17 protein-coding genes are annotated in these 24083 nt (G+C 57.5%); all 17 read right to left on the bottom strand.

Going from position 1 to position 24083, the window contains the following annotated elements; all coding sequences use genetic code 11:
• Nucleotides 1–31 precede the first annotated feature (31 nt).
• The 17 genes from rpoC to BMY36_RS06460 all read right to left on the bottom strand — a co-directional run bounded on the left by rpoC (nt 32) and on the right by BMY36_RS06460 (nt 24007).
• Nucleotides 32–4243 carry a DNA-directed RNA polymerase subunit beta' gene (rpoC, locus tag BMY36_RS06540; protein ID WP_050521161.1) on the bottom strand — a complete coding sequence of 1404 codons (4212 nt, stop codon included), beginning with the start codon at nt 4241–4243 and terminating at the stop codon, nt 32–34.
• Between the two features lie 71 nt (nt 4244–4314).
• Complete coding sequence (gene rpoB, locus BMY36_RS06535; RefSeq protein WP_050521160.1) at nt 4315–8448, bottom strand: DNA-directed RNA polymerase subunit beta; 4134 nt, start codon at nt 8446–8448, stop codon at nt 4315–4317.
• Nucleotides 8449–8701: 253 nt separating this feature from the next.
• Nucleotides 8702–9073, bottom strand: a complete 372-nt coding sequence (gene rplL, locus BMY36_RS06530) for a 50S ribosomal protein L7/L12 (RefSeq protein ID WP_050521159.1) — start codon at nt 9071–9073, stop codon at nt 8702–8704.
• A 71-nt stretch (nt 9074–9144) separates the two neighbouring features.
• Entirely contained in the window at nt 9145–9660 is a 516-nt protein-coding gene (gene rplJ / locus BMY36_RS06525) for a 50S ribosomal protein L10 (RefSeq protein WP_050521158.1), read from the bottom strand.
• 311 nt (nt 9661–9971) lie between these two features.
• The gene (gene rplA / locus BMY36_RS06520; protein WP_050521157.1) at nt 9972–10670 is read right to left on the bottom strand and encodes a 50S ribosomal protein L1; all 699 of its coding nucleotides are present in this window, start codon (nt 10668–10670) and stop codon (nt 9972–9974) included.
• 3 nt (nt 10671–10673) lie between these two features.
• Nucleotides 10674–11126 (bottom strand): 50S ribosomal protein L11, encoded by a 453-nt coding sequence (rplK, locus tag BMY36_RS06515; RefSeq protein ID WP_050521156.1) that lies wholly within the window; start codon nt 11124–11126, stop codon nt 10674–10676.
• A 105-nt stretch (nt 11127–11231) separates the two neighbouring features.
• The gene (gene nusG / locus BMY36_RS06510; RefSeq protein WP_050521155.1) at nt 11232–11765 is read right to left on the bottom strand and encodes a transcription termination/antitermination protein NusG; all 534 of its coding nucleotides are present in this window, start codon (nt 11763–11765) and stop codon (nt 11232–11234) included.
• Between the two features lie 210 nt (nt 11766–11975).
• On the bottom strand, nt 11976–12173 hold the full coding sequence (gene secE, locus BMY36_RS06505; protein ID WP_050521223.1) for a preprotein translocase subunit SecE: 198 nt from the start codon (nt 12171–12173) through the stop codon (nt 11976–11978).
• Between the two features lie 111 nt (nt 12174–12284).
• The gene (locus BMY36_RS06500; RefSeq protein ID WP_050521154.1) at nt 12285–14405 is read right to left on the bottom strand and encodes a 3'-5' exonuclease; all 2121 of its coding nucleotides are present in this window, start codon (nt 14403–14405) and stop codon (nt 12285–12287) included.
• A gap of 24 nt (nt 14406–14429) precedes the next feature.
• Nucleotides 14430–14810, bottom strand: coding sequence for a response regulator transcription factor (locus BMY36_RS06495; protein WP_050521222.1), 381 nt, complete (start codon nt 14808–14810; stop codon nt 14430–14432).
• A gap of 10 nt (nt 14811–14820) precedes the next feature.
• Nucleotides 14821–15342 carry a hypothetical protein gene (locus tag BMY36_RS06490; protein ID WP_050521153.1) on the bottom strand — a complete coding sequence of 174 codons (522 nt, stop codon included), beginning with the start codon at nt 15340–15342 and terminating at the stop codon, nt 14821–14823.
• A gap of 13 nt (nt 15343–15355) precedes the next feature.
• Nucleotides 15356–17173, bottom strand: coding sequence for a DUF294 nucleotidyltransferase-like domain-containing protein (locus tag BMY36_RS06485; protein WP_050521152.1), 1818 nt, complete (start codon nt 17171–17173; stop codon nt 15356–15358).
• Nucleotides 17174–17240: 67 nt separating this feature from the next.
• Nucleotides 17241–19010, bottom strand: coding sequence for a sodium:solute symporter family protein (locus tag BMY36_RS06480; protein ID WP_050521151.1), 1770 nt, complete (start codon nt 19008–19010; stop codon nt 17241–17243).
• 13 nt (nt 19011–19023) lie between these two features.
• The gene (locus tag BMY36_RS06475) at nt 19024–19281 is read right to left on the bottom strand and encodes a DUF4212 domain-containing protein (RefSeq protein WP_050521150.1); all 258 of its coding nucleotides are present in this window, start codon (nt 19279–19281) and stop codon (nt 19024–19026) included.
• Nucleotides 19282–19346: 65 nt separating this feature from the next.
• Nucleotides 19347–20030, bottom strand: a complete 684-nt coding sequence (locus BMY36_RS06470) for an adenylate kinase (RefSeq protein ID WP_050521149.1) — start codon at nt 20028–20030, stop codon at nt 19347–19349.
• Between the two features lies 1 nt (nt 20031).
• Entirely contained in the window at nt 20032–21996 is a 1965-nt protein-coding gene (gene acs, locus BMY36_RS06465) for an acetate--CoA ligase (protein ID WP_050521148.1), read from the bottom strand.
• A gap of 337 nt (nt 21997–22333) precedes the next feature.
• Entirely contained in the window at nt 22334–24007 is a 1674-nt protein-coding gene (locus tag BMY36_RS06460) for a SulP family inorganic anion transporter (RefSeq protein WP_050521147.1), read from the bottom strand.
• Between the last annotated feature and the right edge of the window lie 76 nt (nt 24008–24083).

Raw genomic sequence — 24083 nt, 5'->3', positions numbered from 1 at the left:
GTGAGGGGCCAAATCAATGTTCTAGAACAGATTATTCCTGTTCGTCGCTTGTCGCTGCCGCCACCGTTTCGGGTGCCGCCAAAGCGGCTGCATGTTCCGCATCCGAACGACGTGCATCGACAACCTTCAAGTCACGCTCAGCGGCGATGCGCTTCACGCGGCTGGTGGCCCCGCCCGTCCCTGCTGGGATCAAACGACCCACAATGACGTTTTCCTTCAAGCCGACCAGTTTGTCGCGCTTGCCCTGGACCGAAGCCTCGGTCAGAACCCGCGTGGTTTCCTGGAACGACGCCGCCGAGATGAAGCTGCGCGTTTGCAACGACGCCTTGGTGATGCCCAGCAAGATCGGTTCTGCCGTGGCCGGACGCACACCAAGTTTGTGTGCACGCGCGTTGGCTTCTTCCAACTCTTGCTTATCGACGTTTTCGCCCTTCAGCAGCGTTGTTTGGCCTGAGTCCAAGACCTCAAACTTTTGCAACATCTGACGCACGATCACTTCGATATGCTTGTCGTTAATCTTCACGCCTTGCAGACGGTACACGTCCTGCACTTCGTCGATCATGTAGTTGGCCAGCGCCTCGACCCCCAAGATCCGCAAAATATCGTGCGGGGCTGGGTTGCCGTCCATGATGTAATCGCCCTTTTGAACGAAATCACCTTCCTGAACTGGAATATGCTTGCCCTTGGGCACCATGTATTCCAGCGGCTGCAAGCTGTCATCGATCGGCTCCAGCGTAATGCGGCGCTTGTTCTTGTAGTCTTTGCCAAACCGTACATAGCCATCGGATTCCGCGATGATCGCGTTGTCCTTTGGACGGCGCGCCTCGAACAATTCCGCCACACGGGGAAGACCCCCGGTGATGTCCTTGGTCTTGGCACCTTCGCGCGGAATACGTGCAACCACGTCACCGGGGCGAATGTCCTGACCGTCTTCGACCGACAAAATCGCGTCAACCGACATTGGATAGGAAATCGGGTTCCCGGCCTCGTTGCGCACAGGCTCGCCGTTGGCATCCATGATGATGACCTCTGGCTTCAAGTCGTTGCCTTTTGGCGCGGAACGCCAATCGGACACGATCCGCTGTGTCATGCCTGTCGCATCATCCGTATCTTCGCGCACCGAAATGCCCGAGATCAGGTCGACAAACCGTGCAACGCCCGCCTTTTCGGCGATGATTGGCAAAGTGTAGGGGTCCCATTCAAACAGCTTCGCGCCGCGTTTGACCTGCTGGCCATCCTTGACGTGAACCTTGGCACCATAAGACACCTTGTGCGCAGCACGTTCCTGCCCCGCCTCATCGACAATTGCGATCTGCATCGACCGGCCCATAACGACCTGTTCGCCACCAGCATTTTCCAGCAAGTTGGCGTTGCGGAACTCCACCTTGCCTTCTTGGCTGGCTTCCAAAAACGACTGCTGGCCACCTTGCGCAATACCGCCGATGTGGAACGTCCGCATCGTCAGCTGTGTGCCCGGTTCACCAATCGACTGCGCAGCGATAATACCAACAGCCTCGCCTTGGTTCACCAACGTACCCCGGGCCAAGTCACGGCCATAGCACTGGGCGCAAACGCCCTCTTCGGCTTCGCAGGTCAATGGGCTGCGGATACGCGCCGACGCCACACCGGCCTGATCAATCAGATCTGCCTTGCGTTCGTCAATCAACTCGCCACGCGCCACGATCACTTCGTCCTGACCGGGGACCAGAATATCCTCAGCTGCAACGCGACCCAGCACCCGCTCGGACAAGGAAGAAACAACCTCCCCATCGTTCACAGCCGCCGAAGCGGTGATGCTGTTTTCCGTGCCACAATCATGGGCGCGAATGATGCAATCTTGTGCCACGTCCACCAAACGGCGGGTCAGATAGCCAGAGTTCGCCGTTTTCAAAGCCGTATCGGCCAGACCCTTACGGGCACCGTGGGTGGAGTTAAAGTACTCCAACACGGTCAGACCTTCTTTAAAGTTCGAAATGATCGGCGTTTCAATGATCTCGCCGTTCGGCTTGGCCATCAATCCACGCATCCCGCCCAACTGCTTCATCTGGGCAGGCGAACCCCGCGCGCCCGAATGCGACATCATATAGACCGAGTTCGGCTCCTGTTCGACGCCCGCATCGGTATGACGCACAGCCGAGATTTCTTTCATCATCTCGCTCGCAACGGTGTCCGAACACTTGGACCAGGCATCAACGACTTTGTTGTACTTTTCGCCCTGCGTAATCAGGCCGTCCATGTACTGCTGTTCAAAGTCCTTCACCTGATCGCGCACGCCGTTCACGATGTCCCACTTGGTGTCGGGGATCAGCATGTCGTCTTTACCAAACGAAATGCCAGCCTTAAACGCCTCACGGAAACCCATGGTCATGATCTGATCGCAGAAAATAACCGACTCTTTCTGACCGCAATAGCGATAAACAGTGTCGATGACGTTCTGCACGTCTTTTTTCCGCAGCAAGCGGTTGACCAAATCAAACGGTGCTTTGGTGTTCACGGGCAACAAGTTGCCAAGGCGCAAACGGCCGGGTGTGGTGTCAAACCGCTTCCAAACCTCGTTGCCTTCGGCGTCGATCTGCTTGATCCGCGCTCTAATCGAGGCGTGCAAATGCACGGCCCCGGCCGCCAGCGCATGTTCCACTTCGGTCACATCCGCAAAGGCCATACCCTCACCGATCATGCCCTTACGCTCCATGGTCGTGTAGTACAGACCCAAGATCATATCCTGCGACGGCACGATAATCGGCGCGCCGTTTGCAGGGGAAAGCACGTTGTTGGTGGACATCATCAACACGCGGGCTTCCAACTGTGCCTCTAACGACAAGGGAACGTGGACTGCCATTTGGTCACCGTCAAAGTCGGCGTTAAAGGCCGAACAGACCAGCGGGTGCAGCTGAATGGCCTTCCCTTCGATCAAGATCGGTTCAAACGCTTGGATGCCCAAACGGTGCAAGGTTGGCGCACGGTTCAACAGCACTGGATGTTCGCGGATTACCTCATCCAAGATATCCCAAACCTCGGGACGCTCTTTTTCGACCAGCTTTTTGGCTTGCTTGACGGTGGACGACAGGCCCTTCGCCTCCAAACGCGAATAGATGAACGGCTTGAACAGTTCCAACGCCATCTTTTTCGGCAAACCGCACTGATGCAGTTTCAATTCCGGCCCGGTCACAATCACCGAACGGCCCGAGAAGTCGACGCGCTTGCCGAGCAAGTTCTGGCGGAAACGACCCTGCTTACCCTTCAGCATATCGGACAACGATTTCAACGGCCGCTTGTTGGTGCCCGTGATCACGCGGCCCCGACGGCCATTGTCAAACAGCGCATCAACCGCTTCTTGCAGCATCCGCTTTTCGTTGCGCACGATGATGTCAGGCGCGCGCAGTTCAATCAAACGCTTCAGACGGTTGTTGCGGTTGATCACGCGGCGATACAGGTCGTTCAAATCCGAGGTCGCAAAGCGGCCTCCATCGAGCGGCACCAAGGGGCGCAGTTCTGGCGGAATAACCGGCAGAACGGTCAAGATCATCCATTCCGGGCGGTTGCCGGATTCAAGGAAGGATTCAACGATCTTCAAACGCTTGATGATCTTTTTTGGCTTCAATTCGCCAGTCGCTTCTTTCAGCTCCTCGCGCAACTGCTCCGCAGTGGCGTCCAGATCAATCGCGGCCAGCATTTCGCGAATGGCCTCCGCACCAATGTTGGCGGTGAAAGCATCGGCGCCGTACAGATCTTGGGCGTCCAAAAACTCTTCTTCGGTCATCAACTGGCCATAGGTCAGGTCGGTCAGACCCGGCTCAATCACCACATAGTTTTCGAAATACAGGATGCGTTCCAGATCCCGCAGCGTGGTGTCCAGCATCAAACCAATCCGGCTTGGCAGGGACTTCAAAAACCAGATGTGCGCGACGGGGGCGGCCAATTCGATATGGCCCATCCGTTCGCGGCGCACTTTTTGCAGCGTGACTTCCACGCCGCATTTTTCGCAGACAACGCCGCGATATTTCATGCGCTTGTATTTGCCGCACAGACATTCGTAATCTTTGATCGGGCCAAAGATACGCGCGCAGAACAAACCGTCACGCTCGGGCTTGAACGTGCGATAGTTGATGGTTTCCGGCTTTTTGATCTCACCATAAGACCAGCTCAAAATCCGCTCTGGCGAGGCCAGGCTGATCTTGATTTCGTCAAACGTTTTGACAGGGGCAACCGGGTTGAACGGGTTGGTCGAAAGTTCCTGGTTCATATCTCAATCCTTGAAAGGGGCGTCGAAAGGGGAATGGGGTGCCCCGGCTTTTGCAAACCGGGGCCGCCCGCTTATTCTTCTTCCGAGTCCAGGAGTTCCATATTCAGGCCGAGGCCGCGCACTTCCTTCACCAGAACGTTGAAGCTTTCAGGCACGCCGGCCTCAAAGTTATCTTCACCCTTCACGATGCTCTCGTACATTTTCGTGCGGCCTGCCACGTCATCCGACTTCACGGTCAACATCTCTTGCAAGGTATAAGCGGCACCGTAGGCTTCAAGCGCCCAGACCTCCATCTCCCCAAGACGCTGGCCACCGAATTGCGCCTTACCACCCAGCGGCTGCTGGGTCACAAGCGAATACGGACCAGTTGAACGTGCGTGCAGCTTGTCATCCACAAGGTGGTGCAGCTTCAGCAAGTACTTGACGCCAACGGTAACCGGACGGGCAAACTGTTCACCCGAACGGCCATCAAACACGATGGACTGACCGGATTCTGCGAACCCTGCCCGTTTCAACGCATCATTGATGTCCGCCTCTTTGGCACCGTCAAAGACGGGCGTTGCAATCGGTACACCGCCGGTCACGTTACCTGCCAGTTCAAGGAAAGTTTCCTCGTCCTGATGGGCAAACGCCGCCTCATACGTCTCATCGCCATACGCCAGACGCACCGCGTCCTTGACCGGGGTCATATCGCCAGAACGGCGGTATGCGGCCAAAGCCTCGTCAATCTTCATCCCAAAGCCGCGCGCGGCCCAACCCATGTGGGTTTCCAGAATCTGACCAACGTTCATGCGCGATGGCACGCCCAGTGGGTTCAAACAAATGTCCACGGTCGTCCCATCCGAAAGGAACGGCATGTCCTCTTGTGGGACCACTTTCGACACAACGCCCTTGTTGCCGTGACGACCAGCCATTTTGTCCCCCGGTTGCAGCTTACGCTTCACCGCCACGAACACTTTGACCATCTTCATCACGCCGGGGGGCAAATCGTCGCCGCGGCGTACTTTTTCGACCTTGTCGTCGAAACGGTGATCCAAAGCACGCTTTTGCGCCTCAAACTGGTCGTGCAACGCTTCCACGTCTTTGGCCTCGGCTTCTTCGCCCAATGCCAACTGCCACCACTGGCCACGCGACAGCGTGCCCAACAATTCCTCATCAATGGTCGAACCGGAACGGATGCCTTTCGGTCCCTTTACCGCGGTTTTGCCCGTGATCAGGGTTTTCAGACGGGCATAGATGTTACGCTCCAAGATGACCAATTCGTCATCCCGGTCGCGTGCCAAACGCTCCACTTCTTCACGCTCGATCTGCAGCGCACGTTCGTCTTTGTCCACACCGTGACGGTTGAACACACGCACTTCAACAATCGTACCGAACGCGCCGGGGGGCAGACGCAGCGATGTGTCGCGCACATCCGATGCTTTTTCCCCAAAGATCGCGCGCAGCAGCTTTTCTTCTGGCGTCATCGGGCTTTCGCCCTTTGGCGTGATTTTACCAACCAGAATGTCGCCCGACTGCACTTCGGCGCCGATATAGACAATTCCGGCTTCATCCAGATTGCGCAGGGCTTCTTCGCCCACGTTCGGGATGTCACGCGTGATTTCCTCTGGCCCCAGTTTCGTGTCGCGTGCCGCAACTTCGTATTCGTCGATATGGATCGAGGTGAACACGTCGTCTTTCAGAATACGCTCCGAAATCAGGATCGAGTCTTCGTAGTTGTAACCATTCCAAGGCATAAACGCGACGATGACGTTCCGGCCAACGGCCAATTCGCCCATGTCGGTGCAAGGACCATCGGCCACCACTTCGCCACGCACAACCGTGTCGCCAACTTTCACCAACGGACGTTGGTTGATGCAAGACGACTGGTTGGACCGCTTGAATTTGCGCAAACGGTAGATGTCGACGCCGGGTTCACCCGGTTCCATCATCTCGGTTGCGCGCACGACGATACGCTGCGCATCGACCTGGTCGATGATGCCCGCACGCCGTGCCATAATCGCAGCACCACTGTCACGCGCCACGATGCCTTCAATCCCGGTGCCCACATACGGCGCATCGGATTTGACCAAAGGCACAGCCTGACGCATCATGTTCGAGCCCATAAGGGCGCGGTTGGCGTCGTCGTTTTCAAGGAACGGAATCAAAGATGCCGCAACAGAAACCAACTGTTTTGGACTAACGTCGATCAGATCGACAGCCTCCGATGGGTTCAGCATGAATTCACCCGATTTCCGTGTGGAAACGAGATCATTCACAAAGCGGCCTTCTTCATCCAGAACCGCGTTGGCCTGCGCAACGGTGTGGCGCATTTCCTCGGTCGCGGACATATAAACCACTTCGTCGGTCACTTTGCCGTCGATCACCTTGCGGTACGGTGTTTCGATAAAGCCGTACTTGTTCACCCGCGCAAAGGTCGCGAGAGAGTTGATCAAGCCGATGTTCTGACCTTCTGGCGTTTCAATTGGGCACATCCGGCCATAATGGGTCGGGTGAACGTCCCGCACTTCAAAGCCCGCACGTTCGCGTGTCAAACCGCCTGGCCCCAGCGCCGAAAGGCGGCGCTTGTGCGTCACCTCGGACAATGGGTTGGTTTGGTCCATAAACTGCGACAGCTGCGAGGAGCCGAAGAATTCACGCACCGCAGCCGCGGCTGGTTTGGCGTTGATCAGGTCTTGCGGCATGATCGTGTCAATCTCAACGCTGGACATGCGTTCCTTGATCGCCCGTTCCATGCGCAGCAAACCAACGCGGTACTGGTTTTCCATCAATTCGCCAACCGAACGAACACGGCGGTTGCCAAGGTGGTCGATGTCGTCAATCTCGCCCTTGCCATCGCGCAATTCGGTCAAGGCTTTGATACAGGCCACAATATCGGCACGGTCCAATGTGCGCTGAGTATCGGGGCGACCCAGATCCAAACGCATGTTCATTTTCACGCGGCCAACGGCCGACAGGTCATAACGTTCGCTGTCAAAGAACAGCGTGTCGAACAGGTTCGACGCCGCTTCAACCGTTGGAGGCTCACCCGGACGCATAACGCGGTAGATGTCCATAAGTGCTGTATCGCGGCCCATGTTCTTGTCCGCCGCCATGGTGTTGCGGATGTAGGGACCGACGTTGACGTTGTCGATGTCCAGCACCGGAATGTCGGTGATGCCTTGGTCGAGCAACACTTTCAGGGTGCCGCCTTTGACTTCACCATCACGGTCATATTCCATCGTCAACTCGTCGCCGGCCTCGACCCAAATCTCGCCGGTTTCTTCGTTGATGATATCCTTGGCCACATATTTGCCAACGATCTGGTCGTAAGGCAGCAACAGCTCCTTGACCTTACCATCGTCAATGATCTGCTTGACCATCCGCGGTGTCATCTTCTCGCCCGCTTTGCACAACACTTCGCCAGTGTCGGCATCTACGATGTCAAAGGTCGGACGGGTGCCGCGCACGCGCTCGGGGAAGAACTTGGTGACCCAGCCCTTGTTCTTCAGATAAGTATAGCTGACGGTGTTGTAATACGCGTCCATGATCTGCTCTTGGCCCATGCCAAGCGCATACAACAGCGTGGTGACCGGCAGTTTGCGACGGCGGTCAATGCGTGCGAACACAATGTCCTTTGCGTCAAATTCAAAATCCAACCACGACCCGCGATAGGGGATAATCCGGCAAGCAAACAACAGCTTGCCCGAGGAGTGGGTTTTGCCTTTGTCATGGTCGAAAAACACGCCGGGCGAACGGTGCATCTGAGACACGATCACGCGTTCCGTGCCGTTCACAACAAACGTGCCGTTATGCGTCATCAAAGGCATATCGCCCATGAATACGTCTTGTTCTTTGATGTCCTTAACCGACCGCGCGCCTGTATCTTCATCGACATCAAACACGATCAACCGCAGCGTCACCTTAAGCGGTGCCGCATAAGTCATATCGCGGGACTGACATTCGTCCACGTCATATTTCGGCTTTTCAAGTTCGTATTTCACGAACTCCAAAACTGCCGTCTCATTGAAATCCTTGATCGGAAAAACCGATTGAAACACGCCCTGAATACCATCCCCATCGGTTGGCTTCGGGCCTTCGCCCGACTTCAGGAACAAGTCATAGGAGGATTTCTGAACCTCAATAAGGTTCGGCATCTCCAAGACTTCACGAATTTTGCCGAAATAACGGCGGATACGCTTTTGACCTACGTAGCTCTGAGCCATGCTCATAGTACCTTTCATCGTTTCGCCGGCGCGTAACAGTCGGGCCACTGTCATGCGCCGCACGGCGATAGGGGTTATGTGGTTCCATTCATGCTTTTCGTCCCACCGAAAAGCTCCCGAACCACAAACGCTCCTTGGAAGGGGTTTTAGGGCAAATCCCTGCCAAGACACGCTTTAACACGCATTTGGCTGGGCGCGAATTGATCGCACCCAGCCCTATTTTCAAGCGGTGCCTTACGGCACTAAGGCTAAATTACTTCAGCTCTGCCTTGGCGCCAGCTTCTTCCAGCTTCTTTTTGAAGCCTTCGCCGTCAGCTTTGGAAACGCCTTCTTTTACCTTGCCGCCTGCTTCAACCAGGTCCTTGGCTTCTTTCAAGCCAAGACCGGTGATCGCGCGCACTTCTTTGATGACGTTGATTTTGTTCGCGCCAGCATCGGTCAGAACAACGTCAAATTCAGTCTGCTCTTCAACAGCTTCAGCAGCTGCTGCAGGGCCTGCCATCATCACAGCGCCGCCAGCAGCGGGCTCGATGCCATATTCATCCTTCAGGATGGTTTTCAGTTCTTGTGCCTGAAGAAGGGTCAAACCTACGATTTCTTCAGCGAGTTTTTTCAGATCGGCCATTTTCTGTTCCGTTCAATTTTAAGTTGGGTTCCAACGAAGGTCATAACAACCACGCCGGATCATGGGATTGCTCAGGCGGCAGCCTTGTCCTCAATCGTGGACAAGATACCGGCGATGTTAGATGCAGGCGCGCCAATGGCACCGGCGATGTTTGCGGCAGGTGCAGCGATACAGCCCACGATCGAAGCGATAAGCTCCTCACGCGACGGCATTGCGGCAACGGCTTTCACACCAGCGGCGTCCAACAACGTGTCACCCATAGCACCACCAAGAATAACGAACTTGTCGTTCTTCTTGGCGTACTCTTCCGCGACCTTCGCAGCTGCGACAGGGTCATCGGAATAGGCCATCACGGTCATACCCGTCAGAAGGTCGGCCATCTTTGCAGCTGGCTTTCCATCAAGGGCGATCTTGGCGAGCTTGTTCTTGGCAACGCGTACAGAACCACCGACAACACGCATTTTTGCGCGCAGGTCCTGCATCTGTGCAACCGTGATCCCGGCGTAGTGGGCTACCACGACGACGCCAGAGCGCTCGAAGATTTGGCCGAGTTCCTCGACCACTTTCTCTTTTTGTGCTCTATCCACAGTTTCACTCCAAGTTTGGGGGTTTCCCCCCGGCTCATATTAGTCCCTTTCGAAAAAGGAACATTCGGGTCCTTTACGGGTCCCGAGGCCAGATCACCCGAGGAAAACACCCTCAGAAAATTGTCTCGTTCCCCATCTCAGGCAGGAAGATTAAGGGCAGATGCCCCCCCACCGTCTCGGACAGGACAGGGCCGTTTTGGCGGCCCCGCCATCCCTTCCTCGAAAGGTCAGGAATTCTTTGCGGGCGGTGGATTTACACCCACCCTACCCATTAAGCGTAGGGTGGGTGTAAATCCACCGCCCCGCCCGTATTACTTCGCAGCGGTCGATGCCAGATCAACAGCAACGCCCGGCCCCATCGAGGAAGAAAGCGACACTTTCTTCACATAGGTGCCTTTTGCGCCAGCAGGGCGCGCACGCGTCACAGCATCTACAAAGGCGCGGATGTTTTCGGCCAATTGGGCCGCATCAAACGATGCTTTGCCAACACCAGCATGGATAACGCCAGCTTTTTCGACCTTGAACTGCACTTCACCGCCCTTGGCATTGCCAACAGCGCCAGCCACATCCATCGTCACGGTACCAACCTTAGGGTTTGGCATCAAGTTGCGTGGGCCCAAGATTTTGCCCAAACGACCGACCAACGGCATCATGTCCGGTGTCGCGATACAGCGATCAAAGTCGATCTTGCCCGCTTGAATAGCTTCCATCAGGTCCTCAGCGCCAACGATGTCAGCACCAGCAGCGGTTGCTTCATCGGCCTTTGGGCCGCGTGCAAACACAGCCACACGCACCGTTTTGCCCGTGCCATTCGGCAAGGTCACGACGCCACGCACCATCTGGTCTGCGTGACGCGGGTCAACACCCAAGTTCATCGCAATTTCCAGCGTTTCGTCAAATTTTGCTTTTGCGTTGGCTTTCACCAATGCAACGGCATCTTCCAAAGAAACCATATCTTTGCCAGCAAAGGCTTCCCGCGCCGCGCGCGTCCGTTTTCCAAACTTTGCCATGATTTACCCTTTAATCTCGATGCCGCAGGACTTGGCCGAGCCGAGAATGATCTGCATAGCGCCCTCAACGTCGATGGCGTTCAAATCTTTCATCTTCGTCTCTGCGATCTGGCGCAATTGTGCCAGTGTGATTGTCCCGACCGTTTCACGGCCCGGCTTCACAGACCCCTTGGCGCGGTTGCGCTTGCCAACGGGCGGCAGGCCAGCGGCCTTTTTCAACAGGTAAGACGCCGGGGCGACTTTGGTTTCCAAGCTGAAAGACTTGTCTTGGTAATAGGTAATGATCACAGGTGTCGGCGTGCCCGGCTCCAGATCAGCAGTCTTTGCGTTGAACTCCTTGACGAATGCCATGATGTTCAAGCCGCGCTGACCCAATGCTGGGCCGACGGGTGGGGAAGGGTTGGCTTGCCCCGCTTTTACTTGCAGCTTCAGCTGCCCGATAATCTTCTTGGCCATGTGGCCTCTCCTTTAATCACCGCGCCCCACCTTGGGTCGCATGGTTTAGTGGTTCGGCCTGCCCGTGCAGATAAACTGCAAAAGCGCGCCTCCCACGGCAATACGTCAGGCCGTTTTGGTGACCTGCGTAAATTCCAATTCGACCGGGGTCGCCCGGCCAAAGATCGAGACAGTCACTTTCAAGCGGCTGTGATCTTCGTCAACTTCTTCAACCATGCCCGAAAAGCCTTCAAACGGCCCATCAGACACGCTCACCTGCTCGCCAATTTCAAAGCGGATCAGGTTGCGTGGGGCGGCTTCGCCTTCTTCCACACGGTTCAAAATCGCGTTCACTTCCTCATCCCGCATCGGCATCGGCTTGCCTTGTGGGCCCAAAAAGCCGGTGACGCGGTTGATCGACGTGATCAAGTGATAGCCTTTGTTCGACATTTCCATCCGCACCAGAACGTAACCCGGCATAAAGCGACGTTCAGACGTCACCTTCTTGCCGCGCCGCACTTCCAGCACTTCTTCTGTCGGAACCAACACTTCTTCAATTTCTTCGCCCAGATTGGCTTCAATCACGGCTGTTCTGATCTGCTCAGCGATCTTCTTCTCAAAATTTGAGAGAACGCTCACCGAATACCAACGCTTCGCCATGCCTGCTTCACCTATCTGATCCAAGACCTAAGCCACGGAAATTCCTGTATTTTCGTGCCGTTCAACCGCCACGACCAGAACAAAAAACAACGCGCGGCACCGAATCGCCGCGCGTTTTTTCGTCCTGATTAGGGAACCGGATACAGCGCCAGCCCCGTGATTTCAAGGGGGTACGCCACGCTCCGGCAGGTTTTGACCAAACCGAAAGGTTTAGCCGAGGGCGTTGATCACCTGGCTCAACGCGGTGCGGATGCCCAGATCAACCAAGGAAAAGAACGTGGCTGTCAGGGCCGCCATGATAAACACCATAATCGTGGTCAATACGACCTCGCGGCGGTTTGGCCAGACGACCTTGGAAACTTCGCTGCGCACCTGCTGGATAAACTGGAGAGGGTTGGTTTTTGCCATGATCGCATCCTGACGTTTCACTTGATTACTCGGCCAACTACGCGCTTGCGGGCCAAGTTTCAAGCCCGCAGAATTTGGCCCCCTTGGCCTGAAATGCAAAACCGGTCCGCGTCAGTTCAAATCTTTCAACAAACGGCCATGCCGGCGCATTTCGGTCAGCACCGCGCCAAAACTGCGCAGCCCCCGGCCCTGCAGCATCGGCAGCAGTTTCAAGAACGCATCGGCGGTCGCCACGCTGTCGCCAATGGCTGTGTGCCGCGCCTCCTCGGGTATCGTAATCGCCAAACGATGCGTCAGCGCATCAAGGCTGTGGGTTTCATGCTGACCAAAAACCACTGCAGACAAAAGCACAGTGTCCAAAATGGGATGGTCAAACTGCTGCCCAATCGCGCTTTCATGGCGGCGCAAGAACGCCATATCGAACGGCGCGTTATGCGCAATCAAAACCGCCCCTTCCGCAAATTTGTGAAAGGCGCGGCCTGCGCTGGCAATGTCGGGCGCACCCCGCACCATCGCATCCGTAATCCCATGCACGGCCGTAGAGGCGACCGGAATCGCGCGGCCCGGATCAACCAGCATGTCAAACACTTCGGCCGCCACGCGCTTGCCATTCACAATGCGCACGGCAGCGATTTGCACAATCTCATCGCCTTGGTCGGGGCGCAGTCCGGTGGTTTCCGTGTCAAACACCACATAGGTCAGATCGGTCAGCGCCGTATCCACCACGGCGGCGTTGCGCGCCCGACCCAAAAGCTCAAAATCATAGACCACAGCCCGGCTGATCGGTTTGGGGCGTGGCCCGGTGCGGCGCGCAATCCGCAAAGGCAAACACAGGGCTTGGGTGCCACCTGCCAGGGTTTCAGGCCAAATTTCGGTCGCATGTCCTGTCAGCACATGGCGGCCCGTAACCCCCGGCACATCGGCATCCAGCGCGCCGTTCAACCACGCCTCCAACGGCCCAATCCGCAGCGCCTCCCCCTGCCAACACAGGCGCAACAGGGCGGTGCCGCTGTCCTCAGTTACGGTGAAATCAAAGGCGGTAATGAGGTGCTGCCCCACCAACCCTTGCCCCGCACCCTCTTGCTCCGCCACATCTTGCCCCGCAATCCCTTGCGCAACACGGGCCAACAGCATCACCACCTCAAACCCATCGCAGCGCAGCAACAATGGCGCATCGGCAGCGGTCAAGGTCAGGCCCATCGCCTCCATCCGGGCGCGCAAACTGTCGGCCAGATCGGTCATGCGCAAAGGGGTGCGCGCAAACACCTCGCCGCGCCCCTCCTCGGCCCGCTGCGCCACGTCCGTTACCGCGCGGCTCAGGCTGTCAGCCTCAGCGCGCAGCGCGGCATCCATAGCGGGTGGGGTGGGCGTTCCTTCGGGAATAACGGCCAACAACGCGCGCAAATTAGCAGCGGGGCGGCGCACACGGTCCAGCACCTCCGCCAACAAGGCCTCTCGCGCGGCATGGGTGGCAAAATCGGCAGTGACATCGCGCAAGGTCAGCACATATCCGGGCGGACCGTCGTTGGCAGGCAAAAGGCGCATGCGGGCGGCCAAAATATCCGCGCCATTGCGGGTGGCACATAACAGGTCCGACGCAGCATCCGCATCGGCCGTGTCAATCAAACGACGATAAGCGTGCAAAATCGGCCCCTCGCGCAGATAATCAAACAGGCGGCGGTCCAGCCCCGCGCCGATCAAACCCGCCGCCACCCCATTGTAAAACACCAATTGATGGTCGCCCGAACATAGAACCACCCCCACAGGCACGTCCGATAACAACGCCGCCAACCGAGTGTTTTCCGCTGACAATCGGGTGGTTTCGCGCGCCACCGCCTCGGCCAACGCATTGCGAGTGTCCGACAGAGTCAAGGTGGTTGCCTGCGCCGCCGGGGCCAAATCCCCCAGATATTGCGCCATATCTGCGTCCAACGCCGTGCCAACATCGGCATGGGCCCGCACGCGCAACGCCCCCGCCAAAACATCAATCGGTTTGGCGACGTTCACATCGAACAAATACCAAACCGCCGCCACCAACCCCACCGTGCCAAAGCCACCAATCACCCCTGCCTGCACAAAGGCGTTCAGGCCATCGGGCGCACCCAGCCTGCGAAACCCCACCATCAGACCCAGCGCCAGCAACCCCAGCGCCCCCAACGCCAATGCAGCAAAGAACAAAAACACCCGCATCCGCAGGCCAAGCCGGGACAGCGCAAAAGGTCTTTGTGTCATCTGCCCCCCCTTGTCCCCGCGCGGTCAGCTTTCCAGCAGCCGCCGCACCTCTGCCCGCAATTCACCCAACTCAAACGGTTTGGAAATGAACCCATCCGCGCCCAGCGCCAGCCCCTTTTTGCGTTCGATCGCCGATCCGCGCGCGGTCATCATCAAAATCTTGATGCCCGCCAGATCTGGGTCTAGCCGCATCGCCTGACAAATTTCATAACCCGACATTTCGGGCAGCATCACGTCCAGCAAAACCAGATCGGGCCGCATATCCCGGATACGCGCCAGCGCCGCCCCACCATTGGCCACGCGGTCATGCGCATAACCTTCGCGGGTCATCAGATAATCCAGCGCAAGGGCAATGTTATCTTCATCCTCCACCACCAAAACGCTGTACTGTTTAGCCCCGTCCATCGGCATGGTGCTACCCCCCTGCGCAGGCCGCGCGTTGCAATTCATCCTCCACCCCGACATCGTCCCAAATGCCTTTGGTCAAGGTGCCATCGGGTGACAGTTCCGCGCCTTCAATCAGGTCTGCACGCCGCCCGCCTGCGCAATCAAACGCAACAGGCACACGCTGTGTCGCACTCCAACGGCGAACAAACAGCACTTCACCCATGCGGAAATTGTCATTCTCCGGGCTTTTCACCATGCCTGTGCCATCAAACGCGGCAAAACGGGTCGCAACCGGAAACAGATAGGTCCAAGGGCGATACCCCACCTTGTCGGCGGGTGAGGTGAGGATGATCACCTGTTCAGGCAGCGCCGCAGTGGTGCGGCTGTACCAAGTATATTCATTCCAAATCGAAAACAGCAGCATCCCCAGACCGATCGACGCCGGGATGGTCCATTTTGGTAAGCGCCCCTTGGACAGGTGCCGTACGATCACGACAAAGCCCACAAGGCCAAGGCCTGCGGCAAAGGTGGCGATATAATCCATCAGCATAAAGGCGTTTCTTTCACGAACGGGCACCACGGGCTTGACCAATGGCAGATTGCATTGTGCGCACCACAACAAACGCATCGCGCAGGTGCGAGCGTTCAAAGTCTGACAGATCAGACGGTGCCATGAAGTTATCGGGCTTGCGCCCAGACCGGATCAAACGCGCCTGACTTTCCAGCCGGATCTGGGCAATCACATCATACGCCTCCACCAAATCCCGCGCGCCCGAGGTGGAGATGACGCCCGCATCCTCCGCCGCAAGCAACCTTGCGCGGGTATTGACAGCTGCCAACTTGCCAATCAGCGCATAGACGCGGCCAAGGTCTGTGATGGGCACCACGCCTGAATGTTTCAAATCAATGTGGTTCTTAAACTCACCAGACCGGATGGTGGCAAAACCGCGCAACAAGCCAAGCGGTGGCGAGTGGGTCAAGCTGTTGCCGATCATATGCGCAACAAAGATCGAATTCTTCGACGCCATGTCCAGCATTTCCGTTTGCAGATCGCGAAACAGGCTGGCCGCGCCACCAATGGGGCGCAGATCAAACATCACCGATGCCAGCATTTGCGCCTTTGGGTCCGGCGTGGCGACCCATTTGCGAAAATACTCGCGCCACACGTGCACGGGCTGGCACCACATCGGATTGGTGGCCATCATATCGCCGGGGCAATAGAAATATCCAACCCCGTCCAACCCATCGCTAACAAATTTCGCGAGGGCTGCGAAATAGGGCATATCGGCAGGCGTCACCGCGTCGTCCAGCATCAGGCAATTGTCCTGATCCGACACCCCGGTTTGTTCCTGCCGCCCTTGGCTGCCGCAGGCCAGCCACAGATACGGCACCGGCGGCGGGCCAAACTGCGCCTCGGCCAGTGCCAACAGGCGGCGCGTGACGGTATCGGCAATATCGGTGATCAGCCGCGTCACCACTTCATGCGTGTTGTTCGACCCAACCAGTTGCGCCAGCAGCGCAGGGATACGTTTGGTCACAGCGGCCATATCCGCCATGGTTTCGGCAACCGCCGCATCCCGCACCAAACTGGCCGACGATACGGCAGCAAATCGGGTCAAATCGGTTTGCGTGACCATGCCAACCAACCGCGTCCCTTCAACCACTGGTAAATGGCCAATGCGACGTTCCAGCATGATGTGCAAAATATCGGACCCAAGATCGTCCGGCGTAAGGGTTACGGGGTCACGGCTCATGATGCCCGACACCGGGCTGGCAGGGTCCAACCCCAGCGCCAAAACTTTGTTCGACATATCGCGGATGGTGACAATGCCCAAAAACACCTCACCGGCGACAATCCCAAGGCTGGACACATGGCTATCTCGCATTTTAATAGCCGCAGCGCGGATGGTGGCATCGGGGCCAAGGGTGACAGGCTTGCGCGCCATCAGATCGGCGACCTTTTGCGTGGTCAAATCGGCGCCGCGCGCCTCATGTCCCCTGCCCCGGCTGAAAAACCGGGCAAATGCGGGTGAATTAGCGATCAGGCGTTTAAATTCCAGCGTGGGCAGCATCAGCGCCACGGTGCTTTCCGTCGCGCGGGCGGTGGTCACAGCCAACCCGTCCCGCATAATCCCGCGTTCGCCGAACGAATTGCGCGGACCCAGCAACGATACCAGCCCGCCCGACGGCTCCAACACCTCGACCGAGCCGCGCTTGACCAGATAGATACCTGCAAGCGGTTGGCCTGTGTGGTAAATCTCATCTCCGGCGGCATATTCGCGGCGGTCAAACAGACCGCCCACGCGCACCAGATCATCCCGAGACAGCGTGTCATAGGGGTGGACGGTTTCCAGAAAGCTGATGATCGCGGGTTGCGTCATATCTTGGTCCAGCGTCCTTGGCTAAATGGGAAACGCCCCCCGGTCAAACCGGGGGGCGCCGTATTGCTTAGTGGCTGGAAGCCGCCCCTGCACCTTTCGGCACGCGGATGGATTCAACCAAGTCCTGCACGTCTTTTGGCGGCGGTGCTGTCATCATCGACACAATATACGCGACACCAAAGTTGATCAGCGCGCCAATTGGGCCAAAGGATGCTGGTGGAATACCGAACAGATAGTTCGCTGCCACTGGCTCCAACAGGTTCGTGCCGGGGATAAAGAACATGCCCAAGTAGGTGAACAGATACGCGCAGGTCACAACCAGACCGGCCAGCATACCCAAGGTCGCACCCCAAGCGTTGATCCGCTTGGAGAAGATCCCCATCATCAAGGATGGGAAGATCGTCGCCGCTGCCAGACCAAAGGCCAAAGCAACAGTCTGCGCCGCAAAGCCGGGGGGGTTAAGCCCCAACCATGTCGCCACCACAATCGCCCCTGCCATCGAAATCCGGGCAGCCAACAATTCACCCTTTTCCGAAATGCCGGGGTTCAGGTAGGATTTGATCAAGTCGTGGCTGATGGCCGACGAAATGGCCAACAACAAGCCCGCTGCGGTCGACAAAGCAGCCGCCAGACCACCCGCCGCGATCAGCGCAATCACCCAGCCTGGAAGCTGTGCAATTTCGGGGTTTGCCAACACCAAGATGTCGTTGTTGTAGGTGAATTCGTTGCCTGTCCAGCCGCGCTCGGTTGCGGTGGCAGCAAAGCCTTCATTCTTGTCGTTGTAGAACTGGATCCGACCGTCGCCGTTCAAGTCCTCAAACTTCAACAGGCCCGTCACTTCCCAGTTGCGCATCCAGTCTGGACGTTCTTCGTACAGAACCGCATCAGCTTGGGTGCCCTGTGGATAGATGGTGGAGATCACGTTCAAACGCGCCATAGCACCAACGGCCGGGGCCGAAAGGTACAGCAAAGCGATGAACACCAATGCCCAACCCGCAGACCAACGTGCATCAGAAACCTTTGGCACGGTGAAAAAGCGGATGATGACGTGCGGCAAACCCGCAGTACCGATCATCAAGGACAAGGTGAACAAGAACATGTTGAACATCGAGGAGTTCAGCGTGGTGTACTGGGCAAAGCCCAATTCGGTCACAACTTGGTCCAGCTTGGTCAGCAATGGCAAACCGGATTCAATGTGCGTTGAAAACAGACCCAAGCCTGGGATCGGGTTACCCGTCAACTGCAACGAGATGAAGATCGCCGGAATGGTGTAGGCGATAATCAAAACGCAATACTGTGCCACCTGCGTATAGGTGATGCCCTTCATGCCGCCAAGAACGGCATAGATGAACACGATGGTCGACGCGATATAAAGGCCCGTGTCGCTCGACACTTCCAAAAAGCGCGAAAACGCAACGCCTGCGCCAGTCATCTGCCCGATAACGTACGTCACCGAGATGATGATCAACGAAACAACGGCCACCATGCGGGCTTTTTGACTGTAAAAACGGTCGCCAATAAACTGTGGCACCGTGAATTTACCAAACTTACGCAGATAGGGGGCCAGCAACAGCGCCAGCAAAACATAGCCGCCCGTCCAACCCATCAGGAAGGTCGAGTTGCCATAACCAACGGTGGCGATCAAGCCCGCCATCGAAATAAAGGACGCTGCAGACATCCAGTCCGCTGCGGTGGCCATACCGTTTAGAATGGGGTGAACGCCCTGGCCTGCTGCATAAAATTCGGCGGTGCTGCCTGCACGCGCCCAAATGGCGATCCCGATGTAGAGGGCAAAAGAGCCGCCTACAAAGATCATGTTAAGTGTAAATTGATCCATGTTTCCCCGTCCCTTATTCTTCTACGCCATGTTCGGCGTCGAGTTTGTTCATTCTCCAAGCATAGAAGAAGATCAGCGCGAGAAAGACCAGAATGGACCCCTGCTGCGCGAACCAGAACCCAAGATCCGTGCCGCCGACCGAAATGCCTGACAGCATGGGCCGAAGCAGAATGCCGAAGCCAAAGGATGCAACGAACCAAATCACCATGCAGGTCATGATGATACGGATGTTTGCGCTCCAATAGGCGTTGGACGATGATTTGTCCGCCATTTGTGTAACTCCCTGTTTTTGTTCTCTCAACCGCCCCGCCAGAATGACCGGGCAGCCCCTTCCCCTTAGTCGCCCATCACCCGTTTTACGCGGGCCTGCAAAGCGTCACGGACTGCGGCGATATCTGCCATCGCATCAACCCGTTCCAAAACACCCCGGCCCTCGTAATAGGCGATCAGCGGCGCTGTCTGGGCATGGTACGCAGTCAAACGCGCCCCTGCCGTTTCAGCATTGTCGTCGGGGCGGCGCTTGAAATCCGCCCCGCCGCACTTGTCGCAAACCCCGGCTTTTGCCGGTTGCTTGAACATATCATGATACCCTTCGCCGCAACCGGCACAGGTGTACCGCCCGGCCACGCGGGCAATCATTGGACCATCTTCGACATCCATCGAGATGACCGAATTCACCTGCTGGTCGGTGCAGGCCAGCAACCCGTCCAGCGCCTCGGCCTGCCCCGCTGTGCGCGGAAAGCCGTCCAAAATCACGCCGCGCTTGGTGTCTGCGTCGCGCATACGGTCCTTCAAGATCGCCAGCACGACGTCATCTGGCACCAACGCCCCCGCCGCCATCACGGCCTTTGCCGCCATACCCGCATCTGTACCCGCCGCCACCGCCGCGCGCAAAAGATCGCCCGTAGACAGCTGCACAAGGCCAAACGCCTCCTCGAGCATGCGCGCTTGGGTGCCTTTGCCGGCCCCGGGCGGGCCCAACAGGATTAGAACAGCGGGGATTGTTGTCACATCCGACATGTCACACCCGGTTCATGCGATTGTTGATCAAATCATCCACCACCGACGGATCGGCAAGGGTCGACGTATCCCCAAGGGTCGCAAAATCATTCTCGGCGATCTTGCGCAAAATGCGGCGCATGATTTTGCCCGAACGGGTTTTCGGCAAGCCGGGCGCCCATTGGATCAAATCAGGGCTGGCAATCGGGCCAATTTCTTGGCGCACCCATTTCACCAAATCCTTGCGCAAATCATCGGTGGGTTCGACATCATTCATCAAGGTCACATAGGCATAGATGCCTTGGCCCTTGATTTCATGCGGATAACCCACAACCGCCGCCTCGGCCACCATCGCATGGGCAACCAGCGCAGATTCAACCTCGGCAGTGCCCATACGGTGCCCGGATACGTTGATCACGTCATCCACGCGCCCCGTGATCCAGTAATACCCATCGGCATCACGGCGACAGCCATCGCCTGTGAAATAATAACCGGGATATTGGCTGAAGTACGCCTCTTCAAACCGGGCATGATCGCCCCACAGGGTGCGCATTTGGCCCGGCCAGCTGTCGGAAATGCACATCACCCCCTCGGCCACGGTTTCAGTTTGCAACGCAGCGGTGGCGGCATCTAAAACAACTGGCTTTACCCCAAAAAAGGGCAATGTCGCAGACCCCGGCTTTTGCGGAATGGCCCCCGGCAACGGCGTCACGATGTGACCGCCGGTTTCGGTTTGCCAGAATGTATCAACAATCGGGCATTTGCCCTTACCGACATGGGTGTTGTACCAATTCCACGCCTCTGGGTTAATTGGCTCGCCCACCGACCCCAGCAGTTTCAGGCTGGAAAGGTCATGTTTTGCGACCCATTCATGCCCCTGCGCCATCAGCGCACGAATGGCGGTGGGCGCGGTGTAAAACTGGTTCACTTTGTGCTTGGCGCACACTTCCCAAAACCGGCCTGCGTCGGGGAACGTCGGCACCCCTTCAAACATGATCGTGGTCGCACCATTCGCCAGCGGGCCATAGATGATATAGCTGTGCCCCGTGACCCAACCCACATCGGCGGTACACCAAAACACATCGCCATCATGATAATCGAACGTCATCTGATGTGTCATGGCGGCATAAACCAAATACCCGCCCGAAGTGTGGACAACCCCCTTGGGCTTACCGGTGGAGCCAGAGGTATAAAGGATAAACAGCGGGTCCTCAGCGTTCATCTCAACATACGAACAATAGGGCGCTGCGGCAGCCATTTCGGCCTTTACGTCCACATCGCGACCCTCAACCCAAGTGGTCTGATCGCCTGTGTGCTTTACAACCAAGCATTTCACCCGATCATCGCAATGCAACAGCGCCGCGTCCGTGTTGGCCTTCAACCCAGTTTTGCGGCCACCACGGGGCGCAAAATCAGCGGTGATCACCACCTTCGCCTCAGAATCGTTAATCCGGTTGCCCAATGCATCGGGGGAAAAGCCCGCGAACACGATGGAATGGATCGCCCCAACCCGCGCGCAGGCCAGCATCGCATAGGCCGCCTCGGGGATCATCGGCAGATAGATCACCACGCGGTCGCCTTTGGCAACACCGTGGGCCTTCAGCACATTGGCCATGCGGCACGTGTTTTCAAGCAGTTGCGCATAGGTGATGTGCTGGGCGGGTGTATCAGGGTGGTCCGGCTCCCAGATAATCGCGGTCTGGTTGGCGCGGGTGGTCATGTGGCGATCCACGCAATTGGCCGAAACGTTCAGATTGCCATCCTCAAACCATTTGATCGACACTTCACCAAGCGTGAAGTTGGTATCTTTGACCTTGGTATAAGGCTTGATCCAGTCGATGCGCTTGCCCTGTTCGGCCCAAAAGGCAACAGGATCGGCGGCAGACGCCGCATACATCGACGCATATTGCGCGGCGTTGACATGGGCACCTGCGACGAAATCATCTGATGCGGGGTAAACCAAAGCGGCCTGCGTGGGGTGCGACATGACTGTTTCTCCTCAAACGGTGGGGGGCTGCTTTGCCATGGGGCCTGCGCGGCTTGCTGCGCGACCAACCCCTCCCCATTTCGGTACTATAGCGCAATAGTCAATTTTTGCGTAACTCTTTTTAATACAATGGTTTTTCTGTAAATTTATTTACCCGCTGCGGCCATATTTTGTAAACTTAGTGAATTGTGTCAAATTTTTGGCATTGTTTTTCAATCAACTAACCGTTCACAAACTGGTGAAGGATTGGGCAGGGCTGCACATTCGGCAAGCAACAAGGGGAAAGGGCGCAGTGTTTCGTCATATCCGCGCCGCATCAGCGAAAGGTCGCCAACGCTCAGTGCCGCGCAGATGATTCGGGTGATTCTGCCTGCGCCAAAACAGCGCGTACCGCCGCCAAATCGGGCAAATAGGTGACATATGGCGCGCGCAACCCATGGCTATGCAGCATGGCGCGCACATCGGCATTGGTTGCGGTGAAAAATAACCTGCCGCCCTTGCGCGCGGTCTTGCGGGCCAACAATTCAAACGACCGCGCGCCCGAGCTGTCGATGAACGGCACGTCCGTAAAATCCACCGCAAAGCCGCGCGGCGTATCGGCGATTTGATCCAAAACGAAACCTAGCCGTGCCGCCGCGCCAAAGAAAAACGGTCCCCGCAGATGGCACACTACCAAATCACTGGCAGCGGCATCAAGGCCCGGTCGCTCCTCCAAGGGGTCCTCAGGCTGGTGCAGGCTGGCGGCATCCGACATGCGGCGAATAAACACCGCCCCACCCAGCGCACAGCCAACCACAATGCCCGTGGTCAAATCGCGAAACACAACCAGCGCAAATGTGACCAGCACCACCATCGCATCCGCCCGACTGGCGCGGATCAAGGCCCAAGCCTCCTCCTTCTCGGCCATATTCCACGCGACAATCGCCAACACCCCGGCCAAGGTCGCCAGCGGAATATACGCGGCCAAAGGGGCGGCCAGCAGCATAAACCCCAACACAAACAACGCGTGCAGCATCCCCGATATTGGCCCCACAGCCCCGGCGCGCACATTGGTGGCGGTGCGCGCAATGGTGCCCGTGACACAAAACCCACCAAACAGCGCGGACCCCATATTGGCCACCCCTTGCGCCACCAGCTCCGCGTTGGACCGGTGCCTGCGCCCCGTCATCCCATCCGCAACCACCGCAGACAACAGCGATTCAATCGCCCCCAGCAGGGCAAAACTGGCAGCCCACGGCAAGGCCTGCATCACGGCCGCCACCGACAAATCGGGCAAGGCAGGCGCAGGCAAATGCGACGGCAACGCCCCAAAACGGGTGCCAATCGTATCAACAGGCAGGCCCAGCGCGAACACCACACCCGACGCCACCACAACCGCCAGCAACATCCCCGGCCAGTGCGGGCGCCAGCGTTTCACCCCCAAAATCACCACGATGGTCAATGCGGCCACCGCACAGGCCGCCCCGCTGATACTGCCCCGCGCCGCCCACAGGGCCGGGATTTTCTCTACAATCTCACCCGGCTCGGCGGTCAGGGACAGACCCAACAAATCACGCAACTGGCTGGCAAAGATGATCACAGCAATGCCGGCGGTAAACCCAACCGTCACCGGATAGGGTATAAACCGGATGTAACTGCCCAGCCGCAGCGCCCCCACCGCAATCAACATCAGCCCCGACAGGAACGTGGCCAGCAGCAACCCCGACACCCCCGTGGCCGCAACGCAGGCCGCAACCAAAACGATGAACGCCCCCGCAGGCCCCCCGATCTGAAACCGCGATCCCCCCAGCATCGACACCAAAAACCCACCAACAATCGCTGTGTACAGCCCCCGCTCCGGCCCTACCCCGCTGGCAATCGCAATCGCCATCGACAAAGGCAACGCCACGATCGCCACGGTCAGACCTGCAAGCGCGTCGGCACGCAACTGCGCCAACCCATAACCTTCGCGCAGCACTGTTACCAGTTTGGGAACAAATTCGGGCGGGGTAGGGCGATTGGTTTGGCGCATGTGCGGCCTTTATATCCGTTGCCCGCCACAAGAAACCGCGCGCATGATAGTGTCAAGCAACCACCGCACGCAAAGG

Origin of the sequence: Pseudorhodobacter antarcticus (assembly GCF_900110135.1) — a bacterium.
In the GTDB taxonomy this organism is placed as follows: domain Bacteria; phylum Pseudomonadota; class Alphaproteobacteria; order Rhodobacterales; family Rhodobacteraceae; genus Pseudorhodobacter; species Pseudorhodobacter antarcticus.
This window is presented reverse-complemented; position numbering and strand designations above follow the sequence as displayed.

What these genes read in the sequence shown, in the direction of transcription:
- rpoC (WP_050521161.1), bottom strand. Translation starts at nt 4,243, where the DNA reads ATGAACCAGGAACTTTCGACCAACCCGTTCAACCCGGTTGCCCCTGTC.
- rpoB (WP_050521160.1), bottom strand. Translation starts at nt 8,448, where the DNA reads ATGGCTCAGAGCTACGTAGGTCAAAAGCGTATCCGCCGTTATTTCGGC.
- rplL (WP_050521159.1), bottom strand. Translation starts at nt 9,073, where the DNA reads ATGGCCGATCTGAAAAAACTCGCTGAAGAAATCGTAGGTTTGACCCTT.
- rplA (WP_050521157.1), bottom strand. Translation starts at nt 10,670, where the DNA reads ATGGCAAAGTTTGGAAAACGGACGCGCGCGGCGCGGGAAGCCTTTGCT.
- rplK (WP_050521156.1), bottom strand. Translation starts at nt 11,126, where the DNA reads ATGGCCAAGAAGATTATCGGGCAGCTGAAGCTGCAAGTAAAAGCGGGG.
- nusG (WP_050521155.1), bottom strand. Translation starts at nt 11,765, where the DNA reads ATGGCGAAGCGTTGGTATTCGGTGAGCGTTCTCTCAAATTTTGAGAAG.
- secE (WP_050521223.1), bottom strand. Translation starts at nt 12,173, where the DNA reads ATGGCAAAAACCAACCCTCTCCAGTTTATCCAGCAGGTGCGCAGCGAA.
- BMY36_RS06500 (WP_050521154.1), bottom strand. Translation starts at nt 14,405, where the DNA reads ATGACACAAAGACCTTTTGCGCTGTCCCGGCTTGGCCTGCGGATGCGG.
- BMY36_RS06495 (WP_050521222.1), bottom strand. Translation starts at nt 14,810, where the DNA reads ATGGACGGGGCTAAACAGTACAGCGTTTTGGTGGTGGAGGATGAAGAT.
- BMY36_RS06490 (WP_050521153.1), bottom strand. Translation starts at nt 15,342, where the DNA reads ATGCTGATGGATTATATCGCCACCTTTGCCGCAGGCCTTGGCCTTGTG.
- BMY36_RS06485 (WP_050521152.1), bottom strand. Translation starts at nt 17,173, where the DNA reads ATGACGCAACCCGCGATCATCAGCTTTCTGGAAACCGTCCACCCCTAT.
- BMY36_RS06480 (WP_050521151.1), bottom strand. Translation starts at nt 19,010, where the DNA reads ATGGATCAATTTACACTTAACATGATCTTTGTAGGCGGCTCTTTTGCC.
- BMY36_RS06475 (WP_050521150.1), bottom strand. Translation starts at nt 19,281, where the DNA reads ATGGCGGACAAATCATCGTCCAACGCCTATTGGAGCGCAAACATCCGT.
- BMY36_RS06470 (WP_050521149.1), bottom strand. Translation starts at nt 20,030, where the DNA reads ATGTCGGATGTGACAACAATCCCCGCTGTTCTAATCCTGTTGGGCCCG.
- acs (WP_050521148.1), bottom strand. Translation starts at nt 21,996, where the DNA reads ATGTCGCACCCCACGCAGGCCGCTTTGGTTTACCCCGCATCAGATGAT.
- BMY36_RS06460 (WP_050521147.1), bottom strand. Translation starts at nt 24,007, where the DNA reads ATGCGCCAAACCAATCGCCCTACCCCGCCCGAATTTGTTCCCAAACTG.